This is a genomic window from Kitasatospora sp. NPDC023176 (assembly GCF_055560495.1).
Window position 1 is genome coordinate 44,385 of record NZ_JBVHIP010000027.1, and the last position, 21,291, is coordinate 65,675.

General features: G+C 73.6%; 21 protein-coding genes, 1 pseudogene and 1 riboswitch. Of the genes and pseudogenes, 9 read left to right on the top strand and 13 right to left on the bottom strand.

Annotated features, from left to right (window positions below):
- Positions 1-301 precede the first annotated feature (301 nt).
- The 7 genes from ACZ3YL_RS30010 to ACZ3YL_RS30040 form a co-directional block, all read right to left on the bottom strand.
- Positions 302-742: a PH domain-containing protein gene (locus ACZ3YL_RS30010; RefSeq protein WP_317620895.1), complete on the bottom strand. Its 441-nt coding sequence runs from the start codon at positions 740-742 to the stop codon at positions 302-304.
- A 142-nt stretch (positions 743-884) separates the two neighbouring features.
- Positions 885-1,733 (bottom strand): ATP phosphoribosyltransferase, encoded by an 849-nt coding sequence (hisG, locus tag ACZ3YL_RS30015; protein ID WP_188302749.1) that lies wholly within the window; start codon positions 1,731-1,733, stop codon positions 885-887.
- Positions 1,734-1,802: 69 nt separating this feature from the next.
- Positions 1,803-2,075 (bottom strand): phosphoribosyl-ATP diphosphatase, encoded by a 273-nt coding sequence (locus ACZ3YL_RS30020; RefSeq protein WP_188302748.1) that lies wholly within the window; start codon positions 2,073-2,075, stop codon positions 1,803-1,805.
- A 102-nt stretch (positions 2,076-2,177) separates the two neighbouring features.
- A complete protein-coding gene (ribH, locus tag ACZ3YL_RS30025) occupies positions 2,178-2,651 on the bottom strand; it encodes a 6,7-dimethyl-8-ribityllumazine synthase (RefSeq protein ID WP_188302747.1) in 474 nt (157 codons plus the stop codon).
- A gap of 122 nt (positions 2,652-2,773) precedes the next feature.
- A complete protein-coding gene (locus ACZ3YL_RS30030; RefSeq protein WP_465660458.1) occupies positions 2,774-4,063 on the bottom strand; it encodes a bifunctional 3,4-dihydroxy-2-butanone-4-phosphate synthase/GTP cyclohydrolase II in 1,290 nt (429 codons plus the stop codon).
- The gene (locus ACZ3YL_RS30035; protein WP_317620894.1) at positions 4,060-4,707 is read right to left on the bottom strand and encodes a nicotinamide mononucleotide transporter family protein; all 648 of its coding nucleotides are present in this window, start codon (positions 4,705-4,707) and stop codon (positions 4,060-4,062) included. Before ACZ3YL_RS30035 ends, ACZ3YL_RS30030 begins: the two co-directional genes overlap by 4 nt.
- Positions 4,704-5,429: a riboflavin synthase gene (locus tag ACZ3YL_RS30040; RefSeq protein WP_188302755.1), complete on the bottom strand. Its 726-nt coding sequence runs from the start codon at positions 5,427-5,429 to the stop codon at positions 4,704-4,706. The genes ACZ3YL_RS30035 and ACZ3YL_RS30040 overlap by 4 nt, the downstream gene beginning before the upstream one ends.
- 218 nt (positions 5,430-5,647) lie before the next feature.
- A riboswitch (FMN riboswitch) is annotated at positions 5,648-5,775 on the bottom strand.
- A 238-nt stretch (positions 5,776-6,013) separates the two neighbouring features.
- On the opposite strand from ACZ3YL_RS30040, the gene ACZ3YL_RS30045 reads away from it, so the two are divergent.
- Complete coding sequence (locus ACZ3YL_RS30045; protein ID WP_188302744.1) at positions 6,014-6,259, top strand: SCO4226 family nickel-binding protein; 246 nt, start codon at positions 6,014-6,016, stop codon at positions 6,257-6,259.
- Positions 6,260-6,313: 54 nt separating this feature from the next.
- Here the strand turns inward: ACZ3YL_RS30045 and ACZ3YL_RS30050 are convergent, their stop codons facing one another.
- On the bottom strand, positions 6,314-6,628 hold the full coding sequence (locus ACZ3YL_RS30050) for an antibiotic biosynthesis monooxygenase family protein (protein WP_188302743.1): 315 nt from the start codon (positions 6,626-6,628) through the stop codon (positions 6,314-6,316).
- A 147-nt stretch (positions 6,629-6,775) separates the two neighbouring features.
- On the opposite strand from ACZ3YL_RS30050, the pseudogene ACZ3YL_RS30055 reads away from it, so the two are divergent.
- Positions 6,776-7,470: pseudogene (locus ACZ3YL_RS30055) on the top strand (MSMEG_1061 family FMN-dependent PPOX-type flavoprotein).
- Between the two features lie 100 nt (positions 7,471-7,570).
- Here the strand turns inward: ACZ3YL_RS30055 and ACZ3YL_RS30060 are convergent.
- On the bottom strand, positions 7,571-7,759 hold the full coding sequence (locus ACZ3YL_RS30060; protein ID WP_465660459.1) for a YegP family protein: 189 nt from the start codon (positions 7,757-7,759) through the stop codon (positions 7,571-7,573).
- 178 nt (positions 7,760-7,937) lie between these two features.
- Between ACZ3YL_RS30060 and ACZ3YL_RS30065 the strand changes: the two genes are divergently transcribed.
- The 4 genes from ACZ3YL_RS30065 to ACZ3YL_RS30080 all read left to right on the top strand — a co-directional run bounded on the left by ACZ3YL_RS30065 (position 7,938) and on the right by ACZ3YL_RS30080 (position 12,215).
- The gene (locus ACZ3YL_RS30065) at positions 7,938-8,354 is read left to right on the top strand and encodes an HIT family protein (RefSeq protein WP_465660460.1); all 417 of its coding nucleotides are present in this window, start codon (positions 7,938-7,940) and stop codon (positions 8,352-8,354) included.
- Between the two features lie 214 nt (positions 8,355-8,568).
- Positions 8,569-9,624: a serine hydrolase domain-containing protein gene (locus ACZ3YL_RS30070; RefSeq protein WP_188302739.1), complete on the top strand. Its 1,056-nt coding sequence runs from the start codon at positions 8,569-8,571 to the stop codon at positions 9,622-9,624.
- 271 nt (positions 9,625-9,895) lie between these two features.
- Positions 9,896-10,693: a hypothetical protein gene (locus tag ACZ3YL_RS30075; protein ID WP_465660461.1), complete on the top strand. Its 798-nt coding sequence runs from the start codon at positions 9,896-9,898 to the stop codon at positions 10,691-10,693.
- Between the two features lie 304 nt (positions 10,694-10,997).
- Positions 10,998-12,215 carry an alpha/beta hydrolase family protein gene (locus ACZ3YL_RS30080; RefSeq protein WP_465660462.1) on the top strand — a complete coding sequence of 406 codons (1,218 nt, stop codon included), beginning with the start codon at positions 10,998-11,000 and terminating at the stop codon, positions 12,213-12,215.
- Between the two features lie 112 nt (positions 12,216-12,327).
- Here ACZ3YL_RS30080 and ACZ3YL_RS30085 read toward each other — a convergent pair whose 3' ends face one another.
- Positions 12,328-12,867, bottom strand: a complete 540-nt coding sequence (locus ACZ3YL_RS30085) for a winged helix-turn-helix transcriptional regulator (RefSeq protein ID WP_188302736.1) — start codon at positions 12,865-12,867, stop codon at positions 12,328-12,330.
- Between the two features lie 120 nt (positions 12,868-12,987).
- On the opposite strand from ACZ3YL_RS30085, the gene ACZ3YL_RS30090 reads away from it, so the two are divergent.
- Positions 12,988-14,436 (top strand): MFS transporter, encoded by a 1,449-nt coding sequence (locus ACZ3YL_RS30090; RefSeq protein ID WP_188302735.1) that lies wholly within the window; start codon positions 12,988-12,990, stop codon positions 14,434-14,436.
- A gap of 350 nt (positions 14,437-14,786) precedes the next feature.
- Here the strand turns inward: ACZ3YL_RS30090 and ACZ3YL_RS30095 are convergent, their stop codons facing one another.
- On the bottom strand, positions 14,787-14,909 hold the full coding sequence (locus ACZ3YL_RS30095) for a hypothetical protein (RefSeq protein WP_465660463.1): 123 nt from the start codon (positions 14,907-14,909) through the stop codon (positions 14,787-14,789).
- A 216-nt stretch (positions 14,910-15,125) separates the two neighbouring features.
- Here ACZ3YL_RS30095 and ACZ3YL_RS30100 point away from each other — a divergent pair, with 216 nt between their 5' ends.
- On the top strand, positions 15,126-18,806 hold the full coding sequence (locus ACZ3YL_RS30100) for a SpoIIE family protein phosphatase (protein WP_465660464.1): 3,681 nt from the start codon (positions 15,126-15,128) through the stop codon (positions 18,804-18,806).
- Between the two features lie 113 nt (positions 18,807-18,919).
- Entirely contained in the window at positions 18,920-19,324 is a 405-nt protein-coding gene (locus ACZ3YL_RS30105) for a nuclear transport factor 2 family protein (RefSeq protein WP_465660465.1), read from the top strand.
- Between the two features lie 54 nt (positions 19,325-19,378).
- On the opposite strand, the gene ACZ3YL_RS30110 is transcribed toward ACZ3YL_RS30105, so the two are convergent.
- Both ACZ3YL_RS30110 and ACZ3YL_RS30115 read right to left on the bottom strand, forming a co-directional pair.
- On the bottom strand, positions 19,379-20,446 hold the full coding sequence (locus ACZ3YL_RS30110; RefSeq protein WP_188302732.1) for an S-adenosylmethionine:tRNA ribosyltransferase-isomerase: 1,068 nt from the start codon (positions 20,444-20,446) through the stop codon (positions 19,379-19,381).
- Entirely contained in the window at positions 20,443-21,201 is a 759-nt protein-coding gene (locus tag ACZ3YL_RS30115; RefSeq protein WP_188302731.1) for an SDR family oxidoreductase, read from the bottom strand. Before ACZ3YL_RS30115 ends, ACZ3YL_RS30110 begins: the two co-directional genes overlap by 4 nt.
- Between the last annotated feature and the right edge of the window lie 90 nt (positions 21,202-21,291).

Consider the following 21,291-nt stretch of genomic DNA (forward strand, 5'->3'; position numbering starts at 1 on the left):
GCGAGGCGGCGCAGGTACTACCGGACGGATCGTCCATCGAGGGGGAGTGTCACTCCTCAGGTCGTTTCGGTGCAGGTCGTTCTGGGCGGGGCCGAAGTTTTGCCCCGCTTTTACCAGCGTAGACCATACCGGCGCGCCGCCAGGAAGCGTGTTCGGGCCCCCGGCGGGCCCCGGCGCATCCCCCAGCGAGCCCGGGAACCACGGCGGAACCGCAGGGGAAACTGCGGCGGAACCACGGCGGAACCGCAGGCCGGGGCGCCCGTGCTGTCAGGCCGGGCGTCCGTGCCGTCCGGTGCCGCCCTCAGACCTGGGCGTGGTGCTCGACCAGGTCGCGCAGCGCGCGGGCGTCGGCGATCGCCTGGGCCTTACCCACCCCGGACTGGATGCCGACCGCGGCGAGCGAGGTGCCGTCGGCGAGGTCGAGGGTGGCCCACGGGTCGCCCTGGCGGAAGTTGACCCGGACGATCTCGGCCCAGGACAGCCGGCGGCTGCGGACGAAGTTGACCACCGTCACGCCCTGCGCGTCCGCGCTCACCCGGGGACGGGCCAGCATCAGGCCCACGCCGGCGAACAGCACGCCGCTGGCGATCATCGCGATCCGGTCGTTGAGCTGCCAGTTCGCCGGCAGCAGCATGGCCAGCACCACGAACAGCACCACGAGCATGGCGCAGACCGGCAGCAGCACCGCGCGGGTGCGGCGGGGCGCCCAGGTGACGGGGAACTCGACGGGCGGCGTGGTCACGTGGGGTCTCCGGTGGTTCTGGGTTGCGACAGCACGAGGGCGGGGACGCCGACCGGCGTCCCCGCCCTATTGAACCGTTCTTTACTCTCGGACGTGCGAGCAGGTCGCGCAGGTACGGACAGGGCGCGGACGTCCGAGCAGGTCAGAGGCGGCAGGCGTGGATGTTGGTGACCAGGATCGCCCGGGCGCCGATGCCCCACAGGTCGTCCATGATCTGCTGGGCCTCCTTGCGGAGCACCATCGACCGGACGGCCACCCAGCCCTCGGTGTGCAGCGGGGAGACGGTCGGCGACTCCAGGCCGGGGGTGAGCGCCACGGCGGCGCCGACCTTCTCGGCGCGGATGTCGTAGTCCATCAGCACGTAGCGACGGGCCACCAGTACGCCCTGCAGGCGGCGCAGGAACTGCTCGACCCGGGTGTCCTCGCCCGCGCCCTTGGGGCGGATCACCACGGAGTCCGAGACCAGGATCGGCTCGCCGAAGACCTCCAGGCCCGCGTTGCGCAGGCTGGTGCCGGTCTCCACCACGTCGGCGATCACGTCGGCGACGCCGAGCTGCACCGCGGTCTCGACCGCGCCGTCCAGCTTGGTGACCGTCGCCGTCACGCCGTGGTCGGCCAGGTGCTGCTCGACCAGGCCGGTGTAGGAGGTCGCGATCCGCAGACCCTCCAGGCCCTGGACGTCCTTGACGTCAAGGCCCTCCGGGCGGGCGAAGCGGAAGGTCGACCCGGCGAAGCCGAGGGCCAGCACCTCCTCCGCGTTGGAGTGCGAGTCCAGCAGCAGGTCGCGGCCGGTGATGCCGACGTCGAGGCGGCCGGAGCCGACGTAGACGGCGATGTCGCGCGGGCGGAGGAAGAAGAACTCGACCTCGTTGTTGGGGTCGACGAGCACGAGCTCCTTGGGGTCCTTGCGCTGGCGGTAGCCGGCCTCATGGAGCATCTCCGCCGCGGGACCCGAGAGCGAACCCTTGTTGGGGACGGCGATGCGCAGCATGGGAGGTTGCTTCCTTACCTGTCGGACCTGCGGGAGCGGGGTGACGTGCCCCTGGTGGAGCACGGGTTTCTAGAGGTACTTGTAGACGTCGTCGAGCGTCAGCCCACGGGCGATCATCATCACCTGAACGTGGTAGAGGAGCTGCGAGATCTCCTCCGCGGTCTGATCGTCGGACTGGAACTCGGCGGCCATCCAGACCTCGGCGGCCTCCTCGACGACCTTCTTGCCGATCGCATGGACGCCCTGCTGGACGAGCTGCGCGGTACGGGAGGACGAGGGGTCGCCGGTGGCGGCCTTCTGCTGGAGCTCGGCGAAGAGCTCCTCGAATGTCTTCGAAGCCATGATGGGACTCACCATACGGCGTGCGGGCGGACGGACGGTAAACGGTCCCGGACCGTGGACGGTCGGGTGGACGTCCACGGTCCGGGACCGTACGGCTTCTCGTCAGAGCGCGGCGCGCAGCGTCACCGCGGTGGCCACGGCGGCGGTGACGGCCTCGTGGCCCTTGTCCTCGGCCGAGCCCGGCAGTCCGGCCCGGTCCAGCGCCTGCTGCTCGTTGTCGCAGGTCAGCACGCCAAAGCCGACCGGGACGCCGGTGTCCACGCTGACCTGGGTGAGGCCGGCGGTGGCCGCCTGGCAGACGTAGTCGAAGTGCGGGGTGCCGCCGCGGATCACCACGCCGAGGGCGACGACGGCGTCGTAGCCGCGCTCGGCGAGACGCTTGGCGGCGACCGGCAGCTCGAAGGTGCCGGGGACGCGCAGGACGGTCGGCTCGGCGACGCCCAGTTCCTTGAGCGCGCGGTGGGCGCCGTCCAGCAGGCCGTTCATGACCTGGTCGTGCCACTGGGCGGCGATGACCGCGACCTTGAGGTCGGCGGCACCGTCGATGGTCAGCTCGGGGGCTCCGTGGCCGCTCATGTCTCTACTTCCTGTCCTTGCTCGGTGCGGGTTCGGGTGCTCGGCCCGGTGCGGGTCCGGGTGCTCGGTGCGGCGCGGGTTCGGGTGCTCGGCCCGGTGCGGGTCCGGGTGCTTGTGTCGCGTCAGGAGCCGAGGCCGGGCAGGTCGTGGCCCATCCGGTCGCGCTTGGTGCGCAGGTAGCGCAGGTTGTGCTCGCCGGGCACGATCTCGACCGCCTCGCGCCCCTTGACCTTGAGGCCGTGGTCGGTGAGCGCGGTCAGCTTCTGCGGGTTGTTGGTCAGCAGGGTGAGCGAGCGGACCCCGAGGTCCACCAGCATCTGCGCCGCGATGCTGTAGTCGCGGGCGTCGGCGGGCAGGCCGAGGTCCAGGTTGGCGTCGACGGTGTCGCGGCCCTGCTCCTGCAGCTCGTACGCGCGCAGCTTGTGGGCCAGACCGATCCCCCGGCCCTCGTGGCCGCGCAGGTAGAGCACCACGCCGCGGCCGGCCTCGGCGACCCGCTTCAGCGAGGCCTCCAACTGCGGGCCGCAGTCGCAGCGCAGCGAACCGAGGACGTCGCCGGTCAGGCACTCGGAGTGGACCCGCACCAGCACGTCCTCGCCGTCCGGCAGCCGTCCGTCCGTGCCGAGGCCGCCGGCCACCAGCGCGATGTGCTCGATGCCGTCGATGGTGCCCTGGTAGCCGACCGCGGTGAACTCGCCGTGCACGGTGGGCAGGGCGGTGGTGGCGGCCCGGTCCACGTGCAGCTCGGTCCGGCGGCGGTAGGCGATCAGGTCCTCGATGGAGATGATCGCCAGGCCGTGCTCACGGGCGAAGGCCATCAGCTCGGGCAGCCGGGCCATGGTGCCGTCGTCGTTGACCACCTCGGCGATCGCGCCGGCCGGCGTCAGCCCGGCGAGCCGGGCCAGGTCGACGGCGGCCTCGGTGTGCCCGGGGCGGACCAGCACGCCGCCCTCGACGGCGCGCAGCGGGAAGACGTGCCCGGGGCGGGTGAGGTCGCCGGGCTCGGTGCCGGTGGAGGAGAGCAGCCGGACCGTCCGGGCGCGGTCGGCGGCGGAGATGCCGGTGTCCACCCCCTCGCGGGCGTCCACCGAGACGGTGTACGCGGTGCCCTTGCGGTCCTCGTTGACCTGGGTCATCGGCGGGAGCTTGAGGCGGTCCAGCTCCTCGCCGGTCATCGGAGCGCAGATCACGCCGGAGCTGTAGCGGATGGTGAAGGCCATCAGCTCGGGCGTCGCGGCGGAGGCGGCGAAGACGAGGTCGCCCTCGTTCTCGCGGTCCTCGTCGTCGACCACGATCACCGCGCGGCCGACCGCGATGTCGGCGATCGCCCGCTCGACCGGGTCGAGGACGAACTCGCCGTCGGCGCCGGCGTCGTGGGCGGTGCCGCTGTCCGGGGTCTGGTTCTCGGTCATGCCGTGGCTCCCTGCGGGACGTTGGAGGACGTGACTCGCGGCTCACGGGTGCTCAGCCACCAGGAACGCAGGCCGAGCAGCACCAGGACGAAGTAGACGGAGTAGGTGAGACCGGAGAAGGTGTAGCCGCTGTTGAACGCGAGCGGGACGCCGACCGCGTCGACCGCGATCCAGGCGAACCAGAACTCCAGCCAGCCGCGCGCCTGGGCGACCATCGCGGCGAGCGTGCCGACGAAGATGTAGGCGTCCGACCACGGGCTCCAGGACAGGCTGGGGTAGGCGGTGAACAGCAGCGCCAGCGCGACGGTGCCGACGGCCGTACCGGCCACCAGCGCGGCCCGCTCGGGCCAACTCGCGAACCGCACCGCGATCGTGCCGGTGTCCCGGCGCCCGCGCCGCCACTGAGCCCAGCCCCAGGCGGCGGTGACGATGACGATCAGCTGCTTGCCGATCAGGCCGGGGACGTGACCCCCGAGGTAGGCGGCGATCAGCACGACGCCGGACAGGAGTTGGACCGGCCAGCTCCACACCGAGCGGCGCCAGCCGAGCGCCAGGCCGCCGAAGCCGAACAGGTTGCCGATCATGTCGGCCCACTTCACGTGTTCACCGAGGACGGTGAACGCCTCTCCACTGAGCCAGCTCACTTGTTCTCCCCCGTGGTGTGATCGGCGGCCGGGGCTGACGGCTCGGTCGCCGGGTTGAGCAGGTCGGTCGCCGGGTTGGGCAGGGTGGGCAGGGTGCGCGATTCGAGCAGCCGCTCCACGTACTTGGCGAGGACGTCCACCTCCAGGTTGACGCTGCCGCCGATGGCCTTGGCGCCGAGCGTGGTCAGCGCGAGGGTGGCCGGGATGAGGCTGACGGTGAAGCTGTCGCGGGCGGCCTCCACCACGGTGAGGCTGACGCCGTCGACCGTGATCGAGCCCTTCTCCACCAGGTAGCGGGAGATGGACTCCGGCAGCGAGAAGCGCAGCACCTCCCAGCGCAGGTTGCCGTCCGCGTCGCGCTCGCCGGGCTCACGGCTCAACAGCCGCCCGGTGGCATCGACATGGCCCTGGACCAGGTGACCGCCGAGCCGAGCGCCGAGCGCCATCGCGCGCTCCAGGTTGACCGGGGAGCCGGGCTCCAACTCGCCCAGGCTGGACCGGTGCAGCGTCTCCGCCATCACGTCGGCACTGAACTCACCGGGCTCGGCGGCCAGGCGCTCGGCACTGTCGACGACCGTCAGACAGACACCGTTGACCGCGATGGAGTCCCCGTGGCGCGCACCGTCCCGAACCACCGGACCGCGCAGGCGGATTCGCGAGGAGTCGCCGATCTCCTCGATCGACACGACCTCGCCGAGCTCTTCGATGATGCCGGTGAACACCCGGGTCTCCTCGCGCTTGGGGCGCGGACTCCGGGGCGGCATGAGGGAGATGACACGGACGGGCAACGGTGCGCGGAGCCGTCGACACGACCCGTCGCCGGGGTGCCGGAGCCGCCGGGAGATCGCTCGCCCGACCCGGGAGCCACTGCTCCCGCCGTTCACCTGACCGTGGTCCGGTCCGGTTTGTGATGGACCACGGGTACTGCTCTTCGTCCGCCCGCGCACGCCTCCCATCCGGACTTTAACCGTCGGTCCAGGAATTTCACCTGGTCAACCGGCCGCTGGCTGCGGACGGGTCGCGGACTGTAACCGCCGGTTCGGATTTTCACCGACCCCGGAGTGCGCTGAACGTCACTGCTGTTGACGTCATTGTGCCACGCGGGACGCAAGCCCAGGGAGGGTGTTCCGCTGTGGCCTGTTTCACGGCCTCGTGGGGAATGCGCGACGGGGTGGTGCCGACGGCGGTGGCGGTGCCGTGCGCGGAGGGTGAGGCTGGGGGTAGGGCCGAAAGGGCCCGCGGGATCGGGAGTCCGTACGGTTCGAACTCCTTACGGTTCGATCCGTACGGTTCGGAGGCGACGACGATGAAGTTCATGGACGTCCATCACGGGATGATCGGGATCACGGCGGAGCAGCTCAAGGCGGCCCACTCGGCCGACCTGGCGGTCGAGGGCGAGGAGGGCGTGCACTTCGAGCAGGCCTGGGCGGACCCGGAGTCGGGCACGGTGTACTGCCTGTCCGAAGCGCCGTCCAGGGAAGCGGTGCAGCGCGTCCACGACCGGACCGGGCACCCGGCGGACGAGATCCACTCGGTGCCGTTGGCGATCTGACGGCCGCCGGCGAAGGGCTCTGGGCCCGGCCGGCCCGGTAGGTGGCGGCCGGGCTCAGAGGACGGCGGGTGCGGCGATCGATGTGAAGTGGGTGACCTCCGGGGGGTGCATCAGGTAGCGCAGCTCGCCCTCCGACCAGACCGGCCGGATCCGCCACATCGGCCCGGCGTACCCGCGCAGGGCCTCCTCGTCGCGCCAGCGGCTCAGCACGAGTACCCGGTGCCCGCCCTCGGTCACCGGGCGCAACAGTTCACCGCCGAGGCAGCCGTCCGTCCGCCCCAGCTGCGGGAGCACCTGGCTGAGCAGGTGCTCGCAGAACTCCTCGATGCGATCGGCCGTAACCTGCCCGGCCCAGATTCTGACGATCACGGCCACCACCGCCTCCGGCTGACTTGGACCCCTTGGCCCCATTATGAGCGGAAAACCCCTGGTGGGGACGGGTGCGGCGACTTTTCACAGAGAGTTGGGGAAACCGGTACGGCTGGGGCGACGAGGGGCCTCCGCTAGATTCCCGGCATGACCCTCATACCGGAAGCCACCGCACCGTCAACCCCCGCTCCGGACGCCCCGAACAGCCTGTTCGCCGCCCTCAGCGCGACGGCCCTCACCGACGCGGCCCACCTGCGCGAGGTCTACGAGCAGCCCGGTGACCACGCGCGCCGCAAGCAGGTCGACCACCTGCACGAGGTCGCCCAGCGGCTGATCGCCTGCGCCTCGCTGGTGTTCGTCGCCAGCTCCGACGCCGCCGGCCGCTGCGACGTCTCCCGCGCGGCGGGCCGCCCGGGCTGGTCTCGGTGCTGGACGAGTACACCTTGGCCATTCCGGACGCCACCGGCAACAAGCGACTGGACACCCTGCACAACGTCCTGGAGAACGGCCGGGTCGGGCTGCTCTTCGTCGTCCCGGGCCGGGACACCACGCTGCGGGTCAACGGGCGGGCCTGCGTCTCCACCGACCCGGAGCTGCTGCGGCAGCTGACGGCCGTCGGCAAGCCGCCGCGCAGCGCGATCGTGGTGGCCGTGGAGGAGGTGTACGCACACTGCCCGAAGGCGCTCCTGCGCGGCTCGGCCTGGAAGCCGGAGAACTGGCTGGCCAAGGACGCCCAGCCGACGTCGGCGGAGGTCACGCTGTCGCACCTGCGGGACGACTCGCTGACCGTCGAGATGATCGAGCAGACGGAGCGGGAGGCGCTGCTGTACCGGTACGAGTAGGCGCGGGGCGGGCCCGCGTTGGCGGCTGGTGCTGCGGCCGGTGCGCCCCGCCGTCGGTCCGGGTGGGCCGGCGGCGGGGCGGCGGCGCGTCCCGGCCGGGTCAGGCGGCTTTCGGGACGTCCACCACGGGTGCGCCGTCGGCCGCCCGGTGGACGGCCTCGACGCCCTTGTGGGCGGCGTCCTTGCTGACGTAGCCCTGGCCGGTGGCGACGATCTCGCCGTTGCCCGCCTTGAGCCGGAACCGGTACTTGCCGCCGGCGTCCTGGTAGACCTCGGACCTGCCCGGCATCCGGGCCACCTCCTCGTGCGGCGCGGGTGCGCCGCGTCGGGCCGTCCCCCTGCCCCCTCGCAGCACCGTGCGCCCGGTGCGGGGGCGGGCGCCTCCGGTCGGCCGCCGGACGGGTGAAGCCCGGCGGGGCCGGGTCGGCGGGGGTGCCGAGGACGCCGCCGGTGGTTTGAATGGACGGATGGACTGCGTGTTCTGTGCAGTGGTGGCGGGCGAGGAGCCCGCACACCGGGTGCTCGACGACGGGACGGCGGTGGCCTTCCTGGACCGCCGACCACTGTTCCCCGGCCACGTGCTGGTCGTACCGCGCGCCCACCACCGGACCCTGGCGGACCTGCCGGCCGAGGAGGTCGGGCCGTTCTTCCTGCGGGTGCAGCGGGTGGCGGCGGCGGTCGAGCGGGGACTGGGCGCGGCGGGCAGCTTCGTGGCGGCGAACAACCGGATCAGCCAGTCGGTGCCGCACCTGCACGTCCACGTGGTGCCGCGGAATCCGAAGGACGGGCTGCGCGGGTTCTTCTGGCCGCGGGGGAAGTACCCGGACGAGGCGGGGGCGGTGGAGGTCGCGGCGCGGCTGCGGGCGGCGCTCGCGGAGCTGTAGCGGGGCTACGGGGCTGTAGCGGCGCGGGGGTGGTGGGGCGGTGGGGCTGTAGCGGCGCGGGGGCGGTGGGGTAGTGGGGGTGGTGGGGTGGTGGGGGTGGTGGGGCAACGCAGCCGGACGAATCGGGGCGTACACCCCGGGGAGCATCCGGGGCGGTCGACATCATTTTCCAGGCGGACGACTTCGCAGGTCGCGGGCGCCTAGGCTCACGCTCATGAACGAACTCGCCCGCCTCGTGGAACAGACCGCCGGCCGGCTCGCGGGCCGGCACGTCGGTGCGGTGGTCGCCGGGCTGGCCGGTGGCGCCGTGGAGATCCACGGCGCCGGGCGGACGGGGCCGGGCGGCGGGGTGCCCGGAGCGCACACGCTGTTCGACATCGGCTCCGTCAGCAAGGTGTTCACCTCGCTGGTGCTCGCGCGGCTGACGCTCGACGAGGCGGTGAGCCTCGACGAGCCGCTCGCGGAGGTGCTCCCCGAGCCGGCGACCATCCCCGCCCGGGGCGGGGAGGTGATCACGCTGCGACACCTCGCCACCCACACGTCAGGGCTCCCCCGGCTGCCCCGGGGCATGATGCTGCGGGCCCTGCTCCGGCCCAACAGGCCGGATCCGTACGCGCATTGCACCTCCGCACGAATACTCTCCGGGCTCACCCGCACGCGGCTGCACTCCGTCCCCGGGCGCAGCTTCCGCTACTCCAACCTCGGCGCCGGGCTGCTCGGACTGGCGCTCGCCCACCGGGCCGGCACCGGATACGAGGAGCTGGTGGCGCGCGAGGTCTGCACCCCGCTCGGGCTGGCGGACACCTGCCTGCGGCCGGACGCCGAGCAGTCCGAACGGCTGGCGTGCGGCCACGCAGTGAGCGGGCGTCCGGTGCCGTCCTGGGACTTCGCGGCGCTCCCGGGCATGGGCGGGCTGCGCTCCACGGCGGCCGACCTCGCGACCTTTCTGCAGGCGCAGTTGGCCGCCGACCGGGAGCCGGACGCGCCGCTGACGCCCGCGATCCTGCTCACCCGGGAGACCCGGCACCGGGTCAACCCGTTCGCGTGGACGCACCTCGGCTGGCTCGGCCACCGACTGCACGCCCAGCAGGGCAGGCACCTGCAGCTGTGGCACAACGGGGGGACGGGCGGGTTCAGCTCCTTCGTCGCGTTCGACCCGGAGCAGCAGGTGGGGGTGGTGGTGTTGGCCAACACCCGGCGGTCGGTGGATCCGGCGGGCACGGCGCTGCTGCGGCGGCTGCAGATCGGGTTCGGCGCGGCGGGACGCTGACGGGCGGGTGCGCCGGGTCTCCCCCTGCTCGTCGACTCTTTCTTGTGGGCTGCCGGCCGTCTGCCGTCGGCCGTCTGCTGCTGACTGCTGACTGCTGACTGCCATTGACGCTCATGGGCCGAACGGCACCCCCCGGCTCCGGACACAGTGCGGTTGTTTCGGGCCAAAGGGTGTCGATTGGCACTGTTCCGGAGGGTCGCGTCCGGTTGATCCTGGTGATCCGACAGCCACAGTTCCGGTTGGGGAGACCGGCGAGTACAAGGAGGCCGAAGTGGCGATGGTGTGGTCGCCGTCGTGGGCGCGGTCGCTCGTGGAGGGTGGCCCGTCCCAGCGCGGGCCGGCCGGTCCGCTCGGACTGGTGGTGCGGGTGCACCGGGGCTTCCGGCCCGTCCCGTGGCGGGCGCGGACGTGGCTGGACGCCGTCGCGGCGGTCCTCGCGCTGGCGGTCTGTCTGGCGCTCGACGAATGGTGGCCCGCGCCCATGGTGGCGGCCGTGGCGGTGGTGCTCGTGAGCGGGTACGGGCTGCTGCGGCCCGCCCCCGGGCTGCGCTCCGTCCGGGTCCATGAGGGTGGGCTGGCGCTGGTCGGGGCCGACGGCGGCGAGCAGCTGCTCCCGTGGGAGCGGATCGAGGCCACCGAGTACTCCCCCGGCGGGCGGCGCGGTGAGCCCGAGCGGGGTCGAATATGGCCCGCCGGTGCGGACGAGCCGCTGGTGCTAGCCCAGTTGCACGGGCTGGAGGGGCTGTTCCGGGAGGTGGACGAGCGTCTCTCCCCCGGTCTACGAGCCGCGCTGCACGAGGCGCTGCGCACCGAGGGGAGCGTCCGGTTCGCCCGAGGGCGGCTGACGGTGACGGCCGGCGGGCTGGTCCACCGGCCACCGCACCCACCGGGCACGACGGAGACCTACCGATGGGCGGAGGTGCATTCGGCACGGGCCTCCGGCCTCGGTGAGTTGGAGATCCGGACGTGTTCGGCCGGGCTGCCGCTCACCCTCCCGGTGCTCAACGCCCGTGCGGCGGCGGAGTTCCTGGAGGGAATCCGGTCCCGGAGCGCCCGGATCTGCCCGTAGTCGGCCCGGCTCTGGTCGACGGCGTGATCGGCGGCTGCGTCGACCAGGTCGCGGAGAGTGTGGGTGATGAACACCTCCCCTCCCGCTACGTCTGGCGCCGGCGGCCGGGTTCCCGGGTCTGTTCCGGCCATCACCGTCGACCGGCAGTGCGGCTCCTCCCAGCAGGCCGTGCACTTCGCGGCCCAGGGAGGCGATCGACTGATTCCGCTCACCCCCTAGGGGCCGAGACCGGTACCTCCCGGAAGGGACGAGTACGCCGCTGAGCCGACGTCAACTCCCCTGTCCGCGACCTACCGTCGCCCACATGAGCCGACACTCGAGCCGACTTCGCACCACCGCCGCCGCGGCAGCGCTGCTGCTCGCCCTGCCCCTGTCCGTCGCCGCCGCCGCACCGGCCCTGGCCGCGCCCGCCGCCACGCCCGCCGCCTCGGCCACCACCACGGCCGGTGCCTCCACCGGGACCGCTGCGAGCGCCCTCCACGTCGAACTCCCGCGCCCGACCGGGCCGTACGCCGTCGGGCAGGAGGTGCTGCACCTGGTCGACGGGAACCGTCCGGACCCGTGGGTCCCCTCCGCCGGACCGCGTCAGCTGATGGTCACGATGTACTACCCCGCGCACGCCGGAACCGGCAGCCCGGCTCCGTACATGACCGCCGCGGCCGCCCGGATGCTGCTGGACAGCAAGCTCCCGGGCAACACCATCCCGACCGAGTCGCTGACCAACACCCGGACCTGGTCCAGGACCGACGCCCGCCCCCAGGGCGGCCACTACCCGCTGGTGGTCCTCTCCCCCGGCTTCACCATGCAACGCAGCTCGCTCAGCAGCCTCGCCGAGGACCTGACCAGCCGCGGGTACGTGGTCGCGCTGGTCGACCACACCTACGAGAACGCCGGCACCACCTTCCCCGACGGGCAGACCCTCCCCTGCGCGGAGTGCGGACAACTCAGGACCCCCGAGGCCTGGAAGGGCCTGGACGAGAGCCGGGCGAAGGACGTCTCCTTCGTCATCGACCAGCTGACCGGCCGCCCCCACCCGGCCTGGCAGTACGCCCGCATGATCGACCGCGACCGGATCGGCATGGCCGGGCACTCCGCCGGCGGCGCGGCCAGCGTTCCGGCGCTGCTGACCGACGACCGGATCCGGGCGGGGGTCGACCTGGACGGCACCATGGACTACGAGGTGCCCGAGTCCGGCATCGGCGGCAAGCCCTACCTGATGATCGGCCACCCGCTGCCCGGCGCCGAGGACGGCAGTTGGACCGACAGCTGGCCCCGGCTCGACGGCTGGAAGCGGTGGCTGACCTTCGACGGCACCGACCACGGCAGCTTCACCGACTACCCGCTCTTCCTCAAGGGGCTCGGCGTCCCCCAGCCCCCGGCGACCACCATGACCGGCCAGCGCGCCATCGAGCTCACCCGCCAGTACGTCGCGGCGTTCTTCGACCTCCAGCTGAAGGGCATCGACCAGCCGCTGCTCGACGGGCCGACGGCCGCCAACCCGGAGGTCCGGTTCAACTCCTGACACGTCAGTCAGCGGGTTCGTCAGTGGGGCCGTCGGCGACCTGCCGGCGGCCCCGCCCTGCCGGCGGCCCCGTCGGCGTGCCCGCCCCCGGCGACGCCCGGCGGCCCTCCCGCTACGCCGCCGCGGCCGAGGCGATCGGTTCGAGCAGCAGGTGCGGGCGGACCAGGGCGCGGGAGACCGGATCCTCGCGCTGACCCTCGGCGTGGGCGGGGTTGGGGCGCATCGCGACCTCGGCCGGGGGAACGGGTCCGCCGCCGCAGGTGGGGCAGGCGCCGATGACGTCCAGATCGGTGCCGCAGACGACGTGCGCGAACAGGTGGTGCGGGCCGCCCGGGGTGGCGTGCCGCCCGCCCCAGCGGCTCAACTGGTAGAGCGGCCCCCAGAGTTCGAGGCCGATGTCGGTGAGCAGGTAGCCGTGGCGCAGCGGCGCCTGCTGGTACGGCTCCTTGCGCAGCACCCCGGCCGCGACCAGGGCGTTGAGGCGCGCGGTGAGGACGGCGCGCGGGATGCCGAGGTGGGCGAGGAAGTCGTTGAAGCGCTGCACTCCGTAGAACGCGTCGCGGAGGATCAGCAGGCTCCAGCGTTCGCCGACCACCTCCAGGGCGCGGGCGAGTGCGCAGTCCTGCAGTTCGTAGTCGGTTCCCAGCGCCATGCGGGCCAGCGTAGTCCACGCCCGCCATGGGTTCAATGAACAGACTTGCAGTGGTAGCGTGCTGCCCGAGACGAAGGTTCATTCACCAGACCCATCGGTCCGTCCTCCGGAGGCACCCCCATGTCCCCCGCACCACCCGGCTCCGCCACCCCGGTGCGTCCCCGCGCCACACTGGCCGTCACCGCGGCCGCGACCGCCCTGGTCACCGTCGCCTACACCGCCCCCACCGCCTCGCTCGCCGCCACCGCCCAGGCCGCCCACCTCGGCGCCTCGGGCCGCACCTGGATCCTCACCGGCACCCTGGTCGGCATCTCGGCCCTCCTGCTCACCGCCGGCAGCGCCGCCGACGACCACGGCCGCAAGCGGGTCTTCACCGTCGGCGTGCTGCTGTTCGCCACCGCCGAGGCCCTGGCCGCCCTCGCCCCCGGCGCCACCGTCTACCTGGCCGCCCGGGTCCTGCTCGGCGTCGCCTCCGCCGCGATCCTGGCGCCCGCGCTCGGCCTGATCAGCCACGCCCACCCGGCCGGGCCCGAACGGATCCGGGCGCTCGGGATCTGGGGCGCGGCCGTCGGCCTCGGCATCGCGGTCGGGCCGGTCTACGGCGCCCTCGTCCAGCAGTGGGCCGACTGGCGCGCGGTCGGCGGCGGACTCGCCGTCCTCTCGGCCGCCGTCGCCGCCTGCGCCGCCGTCTGCCTCACCGAATCCCGGGCCGAGCGGCCCCGCGCGCTCGACCCGTACGGCGTGCTCACCCTCGCCGCCGGAACCACCCTGCTCATCGCCGGACTCGCCGAGGGCCGCAGCGGGTGGGGGCGACCCGTGGTGGTGACGCTGCTGGTGGGCGGGGTGGTGCTGCTCGCCGCCTTCGTGGCGGTCGAGGCGACGGTCCGCGAGCCGATGCTCGACCTGGCGCTCTTCCGCAGCCCCGGCTTCATCGCCGCGACCGGCGGCGCCCTGTTCACCGGGCTCTCACTGGTCGGCTTCATGAGCTACCTGCCCACTCTGCTCCAGGGCGTGCTCGGCCTCTCCGGCCTGGCCGCGGGCGGCGTGCTCGCCCTGTGGTCCGGCCTGTCCGTGGTCGCCGCCCTCCAGGCCCGACGACTGGCCACCCACCTCTCGGCCGCCGCCCAGGTCGCCCTCGGCCTGCTGATCTGCGGCCTCGGCGAGGCCGGACTGTACGGGCTCACCCCCGGCTCCTCCTGGCTCCGACTGGCCCCAGGCCTGGCCGTGGCCGGTCTCGGCAGCGGCGTCCTCAACGCGGCCCTCGCCCGGCTCGCGGTCAGCAGCGTCCCCGCCCACCGGGCCGCCATGGGCTCGGGCGCCAACAACACCTCCCGCTACCTCGGCTCGGCCCTGGGCGTAGCCGTGACGGTCGCCGTCGCCGGCTCCGCCCACCCCGCCACCGCCGGCCCCGAGGCCGCCGCCCACGCCCTGGCGACCGGCACCGACCGCGCCGTCCTGGTCGCCGCCGTCCTCTGCCTCATCGGGGCCGCCCTGACCCTCGCCGCCCGCCGCGCCGACCCGACCCCACAGCCCACACCACCCACCCGCGAACCCGCCACCACCCGCTGACCCGGAACGGGCCCCGCGCACCGGAAGTCGAACCGGCCGACTTCCTGCGCACAGCGAACCCCCGAACCCGCACAGCCACAGCTGACCGGCCAGGCGGTGTGGACCGGCCGGCGACACCGCGCTCTCCCGCTGCACCGCCCGTGGGAAGTCGACGGGCCCGACTACCCACGCGCGGTGCAGCCCCCGCACACACAAAGCCCGAACGGCGAGCGGGAAAGCCTCCGGGGCACGGCGGAGCTGCCGCCAGGCAGGCACGGGAGGTCGGCCCTGCCGACTTCCCATGCGCGGCCGGGCCGCCGCCCGGTGGGGGCACGCGCCGGCGGGCGGTGGTCCGGTGGGGAGTGCGGTGGTTATTCGTCGGGGGTGTCCTCGGTGGGGTCGTCGGGGAGTTCCTCGCGTTGGTCGGGGTCGGGGTCGGGCTCGTCGGGGTCGGTCGAGACAGGGTCGGTGAATCCTCCACCGAAGTCGGGCATGGGGCCTCCTTGAGCGGGGTGCGGCCGTGCCGGCTTCGAGGATCGCAGCGGCCGGTGCCCGTGCGACAGCCGTCCGGGCCGACTTCCCGTACACGAAGGAGAGTTGCCGCCGGGCTGCGGCGGTGGGTGGTGCCAGGGCCACGAGGGGCGGGGCGTGGGGGCCGCGTGCGAGGATGGCAGGGCTGGTGGCAACGAGCTCCGGGCGGTTCTCTGGCCATGGTGGACGACGACGCGCAGCGCCGGGGGGAGCCTCAGCAGGACGCCCTGCTGCTGGTGCCGATCGCCACGGCGCTGATCGAGGCCGACGGGCGGATCCTGCACTGGAGCGGAGACGCGGAGGCACTGCTCGGTTACCGTGCGGACGAGGCGGTGGGGGCCAAGGCGGCCCGGCTGCTGACCTCCGACGAGCAGCGGCCCGAGGTGCTGGAGCTGTTCCGGGAGATCCTGGCGGGCCGGGAGTGGTCCGGGGTGTTCCCGGTGCGGCACCGGGACGGGCACCTGGTGAATCTGGAGTTCCGCACCCATCCGGTTCGCGGGCCCGGTGGGGTGCCGCTGGTGCTGGCGGTGGCGTCCGAGGTGACGACGCTGCGCCGGATCCAGTCGGACTTGGCCGTGCTGGACGGTTTCTTCACCCAGTCCCCGGTCGGCATGGCCGTGTTCGACGCGGAGTTGCGGTACGTCCGGCTGAACGAGGCGCTTGCCCTGTCCGACGGCCTGGCCGTCGGGGAGCATCTGGGCCGCCGGCTGACCGAGGTGCTGCCGGGGATCAACGCCGCCGATGCCGAGGCGGTGATGCGGCAGGTGCTGGCGAGCGGCCGGCCGGTGGTGGACTTCCGCTCGCACGGCCGTACGCCGGGGGATCCGCAGCGGGAGCACGCCTGGTCCGCCTCGTACTTCCGGCTGGCGGACCGGGGCGGGCGGGTGCTCGGGGTGAGCGCGACCGTCATCGACGTCACGGAGCGCTACCGCGCCGACGCGAGGGCGGCCCGGGCGCAGGAGCGACTGTCGCTGCTGGTCGACGCGACCGCCTCGATCGGCACCACGCTGGACCTGCGGCAGACCGCCCGGGAGTTGGCCGATGCGATGGTGCCCCGGGTCGCGGACCTCAGCGGGGTGTTCGCCCTGGAGGCGCTGATCGCCGGGCGCAACGTCGAGCCGCCCGTGCCGGACGCCCCGCAGTCGGTCCGCCGGCTGGCGCTGACCTCCGCCGATCCGCTGTATCCGGCGGAGGCGCTGCCGGTGGATTCGGTGTACGAGCTGCCGCCGGACTCCCCGTACGCCCGGGCGCTGATCACCGGGCGGACGGTGGTGGTGCCGTCCTGGGACCTGTCGCCGCTGGCCGACACCCTGAGCGAGAGCCGCCGCCGGGCGTTCCTGGGCGACCGGCCGCGTTCGGTGCGGATCACGCCGCTGGTGGCGCGCGGCACCACGCTGGGCATGGTGGTGTATTCGCGGCGCGGCGAGCGCGAGTCCTTCGCGGAGGCCGACATCACCCTGGGCGACGAGCTGGCCTCGCGCGCGGCCGTCGCGATCGACAACGCCCGGCTGTACCTGCGCCAGCACCAGACCGTGCTGGCCCGGCAGCAGGCGTTGCGCGAGGCAAAGGCCGCGCAGGAGCGGCTGGCACTGGTCAACGCGGCGTCCGCCCGGATCGGCACCACGCTCGATCTCGACCGCACCGCCCACGAGTTGGCCGAGGTGGCGACGCCCAGGCTGGCCGACACGGTGGTGGTGGAGGTGCTGGAGGAGCTGGTGCGCGGTGAGCGGGAGGTCCGCGCCCCGGAGGACGGTTCGGCGTTGTTGCGGCGGATGGCGTTCCACTCGGTGCGCGGCTCCACCCTGGCGCCGATCGCCCGGACGGGCGGGGTGCACCGCTTCCTGCCCGGTTCGCCGTACGCGTGGAGCCTGGCACACCGGCGGCCGGTGCTGGTGCCGCGGATGGACGAGGAGGGGATGGCCTGGTTCGCCGACGATCCGGTGCGCACCGCCGCGGTGCGGGAGCAGAACGTGCGCTCGTTCATGGTCGTGCCGCTGATCGCGCGCGGCAGCGCGGTCGGTGTGGCGGGCTTCTACCGGACCCTGGTCGAGCGCCCGTACGAGGACGAGGACCTGGCGCTGGCCGGGGAGTTGGCGGTGCGGGCGGCGGTGTCGATCGACAACGCGCTGCTGTTCACCCGGGAGCGCGACGCGGCCGCCGCCCGGCAGCGGGCGCTGGACGAGGCCTGGGCCGCCCAGCAGCGGCTGGGTCTGCTGAACGAGGCCAGCAACCGGATCGGCACCACGCTGGATCTGCACCGTACGGCACGGGAGTTGGTGGAGGTGGTGCTGCCACGCTTCGCCGACTTCGTCACGGTGGATCTGCGCGACGCGGTGCTCGGCGGCGAGGAGCCGGGGCCGGTGCCGAAGGCCGGACCGGTGCTGATGCGGGCGGTGGCGGTCGGCGAGGCGGCGGCCGACGGCACCATGACGGCGGCGGCGGACCAGGTCGGCGAGACCTCGCAGTCGGCCGAGGTGTACGCGCAGAGCCTGCGCACCCGGCGGTCGATCCTGGTCTCCGAGGTGACCGAGAAGGAGTTGCGACGGATCGTGGCCTCCCCCGACCGGGTGCAGCCGGGCCTGGCCGCCGGGCTGCACTCGTACCTGATGGTGCCGCTGGTGGCGCGCGGACTGGTGCTGGGCGGCGCGGAGTTCATCCGTACCCACAATCCGGTGCCGTTCGGCCCGGCGGACCGTTCGCTGGCCGAGGAGTTGGCCGCGCGCACCGCGCTGGCGATCGACAACGGCCGGCTCTACCGCCGGGAGCGGGACACCGCGCTGACCCTCCAACGCAGCCTGCTGCCGCAGGAGATCCACCGCACCCTCGGCCTGGAACTCGCCTACCGCTACCTGCCCAGCAGCGTGGTCAGCGAGGTCGGCGGCGACTGGTTCGACGTGGTGCCGCTGTCCTCCGGGCGGGTCGCGCTGATCGTCGGGGACGTGATGGGCCACGGCATCCGGGCCGCCGCCACCATGGGCCAACTACGGACGGTGGCCAGGACGTTGATCACCCTTGAGTTGGACCCGGTCCGGGTCCTGCACCGGCTGGACGAGGCCACCGCGGCGCTCGGCGAGGGCCAGTTCGCCACCTGTGTCTGCGTGGTCTACGACCCGGCGGACCGCGGCTGCACCGCCGCCTGCGCCGGCCACCTGCCGCCCGTGGTCGCCGACACCGAGGGCAACGCCCGGCTGGTCGAGCTGCCGCCCGGCGCACCGCTCGGCGTGGGCGGAGTCCCGTTCGAGAGCGTCGAGTTCACCCTCCCCGAGCAGGCCATCCTGACCCTCTACACCGACGGACTGGTCGAGCACCGCGGCCACGACCTGGACGAGGGCCTGGACCTGCTCCGCCGTACGGTCGCCGACCGGCGCCGCTCACTGGAACAGACCTGCGACGCCGTCCTGACCCAACTCACCGGGCGCGCCGTCGAGGACGACATCGCCGTCATCATGGCGCAGGTCCGCCCGGCGGGCGCCGACCGGATCGCCGCCCTGCCGCTCACCGGCGACCGCGCGATGGTCGCCCACTCGCGCCGCTTCACCCGTGAGACGCTCTCCGCCTGGGGCCTGACCGAACTCGCCGACTGGGCCGAGTTGCTCACCAGCGAGCTGATCACCAACGCCCTGGTGCACGCCGGATCGCCCACCCAGCTACGGCTGTTCTGCGACCAGGTGCTCACCGTGGAGGTCGCCGACCGGGAGAGCGGGACGCCCCGGATGCGCGAGGCCCGCACCGAGGACGAGGGCGGGCGCGGCATCCACCTGGTCAACGAGCTGGCGCACCGCTGGGGCAGCCGTCGGACCGCGGACGGCAAGGTGGTCTGGTTCGAGCTGGAGCTGCCACCGGACTTCCCACCTGGATGAACAACGGACGGCTGTCGGTCGGCACCCGGGGTTGTTGGCCGCCCGGACGGCCCCCGGGCTTTGCTGGTGCCACGGCGGGAGAGCCCCGACCGGACGGAGCACAGGAGCCCCCCATGCAGCAGACCGACGCCCGCACCGTCGTCACCGAGTACGTCACCCGGCTCGCCGCCGGGGAACGCGACGCCGCCATCGCCCTGTTCGCCGAGGACGCCACCTGGGCCTACCCGGGCAGCCTGGAACTCTCCCGCACCTGGCGCGGCAAGCAGGAGATCTTCGGCGACTTCCTCGGCCGGGTCGGCACCCTGTTCGCCTCCGACGGCCTGCCGACCCTCACCCTCACCCGCGTCCTCGCCGACGGCCCGCTGGCGGTGGCCGAGTGGACCGCCGTCGGGAAGGCGGCCAACGGCGCCGCGTACGAGAACCACTGCCTGGGCGTGTTCACCGTGGAGAACGGCCTGATCACCGCCGTCCGCGAGTACCTGGACACCGAGCTGGTCGCGCGGACCCTGCTGGCCTGAGCGGCGCCGCATGGCCCGTCCGGCGCTCGGTCGGCGCGCCCGCTCGGCCCGGCCTCAGTCCGGCAGCAGCAGGTTGACGTCACCGAACTCGTGCCACAGGTAGCGCCGTTGCACCGCCTCGCGGTAGCAGGACGCCAGCAGCGGGCGGCCCGCGACGGCGGCGAGCATCAGCAGGTGGGAGGCGCGCGGTTCGTGCCAGCCGGTGAGCAGGCCGTCCACCGCGCGGACCCCGCGTTCCGGGGTGATGACCAACTCCGTCCAGCCGTCCGCCTCCTGGAGGGTGCCGTCCGGCCCGACGGCCGACTCCAGGGCGCGGACGACGGTGGTGCCGACGGCGATCACCCGGCCGCCGCCGGAGCGGACATGGCCGACCAGCCGGGCGGTGGCCGCCGGGACGTGGAAGCGCTCGGTGTACGGGGCCTCATGGGCCTCCGGCGAGGCCACCCCGGTGTGCAGGGTGATCGGCGCGACCAGGACGCCCCGACCGGCCAGCCGCGCCACCGTTCCGGGCGTGAACGGACGGGCCGCGCTGGGCATTTCGCTGCTGCCGGGGACGGTTGCGAAGACCGTCTGATAGGCCTCGATCGGCCAGTCGCGGTCCACGTAGCCGTACCGGATCGCCCGCCCGTGCAGCTCCAGGTACCGCACCAGGGGTGCGGGCAGGTCGAGTTCGGCGTACCAGAGGCGGGCGGTGAAGGGCTGCACCAGCTCCGCGGCGCCACCGGCCGGCAGCGCGACGCCCAGGCCCGGGCGGGCCGGGGACTCCCCCGGCGGGTAGTAGGCCGCCGCCCGGCCCGGCTCCACTCGGCGCAACTCGACCAGGTAGGCGCCCTGTTGGTCCGGCTGGGCGGAGGACAGGTGCAGCGCGACCGGGGTGCCGTCGGGCAGCAGACCCGGCAGTGCGGCCGGGAGGGTCGCCGAGTTGTTGACCACCAGGAGGTCCCCCGGGTGCAGCACCTCGGGCAGTTCGGTGAAGCGGCGGTGTTCCACGGTGCCGGCGGCCCGACGGCCGACCAGCATCCGTACGCCGTCCCGGGCCCCACCGCGCGCCTCCGCCGGTGCGCGGGCGGAGAGTTCGGGCGGGACGGTCACCTCGGGGCCCAGCTCGTCCAGGGTGGTCATCGCCCGCCCCGGTCGGCGGCCGGCGCCGCGGCCAGCTCCTCCGCGCGGTAGCGGCCGGAGGGGGTGCGGTCGCGCAGCAGGCCCAGCAGGACGGGCGCGATCTGCTCGGGCAGCGGCTCGCCGGAGATGTCCTCGCCGGGGCTGGCCTCCTGCAGCATCCGGGTGTTCATCCCGCCCGGGTCGACCGCCCAGACGCTCAACTGCGGCTCCTCCCTGGCGAGTACGGCGGTGGCCAGGTCGAGGGCTGCCTTGCTGGCGCCGTAGCCGCCCCAGCCGAGGTAGGGCACCACGGCGGCGTCCGAGCTGATGTTGAGCACGGCACCGGAGTGAGCGCGCAGTTGGGGCAGGACGAGCTGGGTGAGCGCGATCGGGGCGAGCGCGTTGACCTCGAAGACCTCCAGCAGGTCCGGCAGCGGGAAGTCGGCCAGCCGGGGCAGCGGTTCGCCGCCGGGGGCGGCGGCGCCGTTGAGCGTACCGGCGTTGTTGACCAGGAGGCTCGCGCCGCCGAGGCGCTCGGCGGCCTCGGCCAGGTGGGCCCGGTGGTCGTCGTCGACGATGGAGCCCGGCAGGGCGACCACCTCGGTGACGGCGGCCAGGCCGGCCGCGGCCTCGGCGAGTTCGTCCGCGCCGCGGGCGGTGATCACCAGCCGCCAGCCCTCGGCGGCGAGGGCCTGGGAGAGGGCCAGCCCGAGGCCGCGGGAGGCGCCGGTGACCAGGGCGATGGGGGCGGGTGCGGTGTGCGCTGCTGCGTTCATGGCCCAACGATCGCGCCGCCGGGCGGCCGGCGGATCGGCCGTCGGAACCGGGACCAGGTCCTCCGTTCGCCCTAGATCGCCGGCCGGACC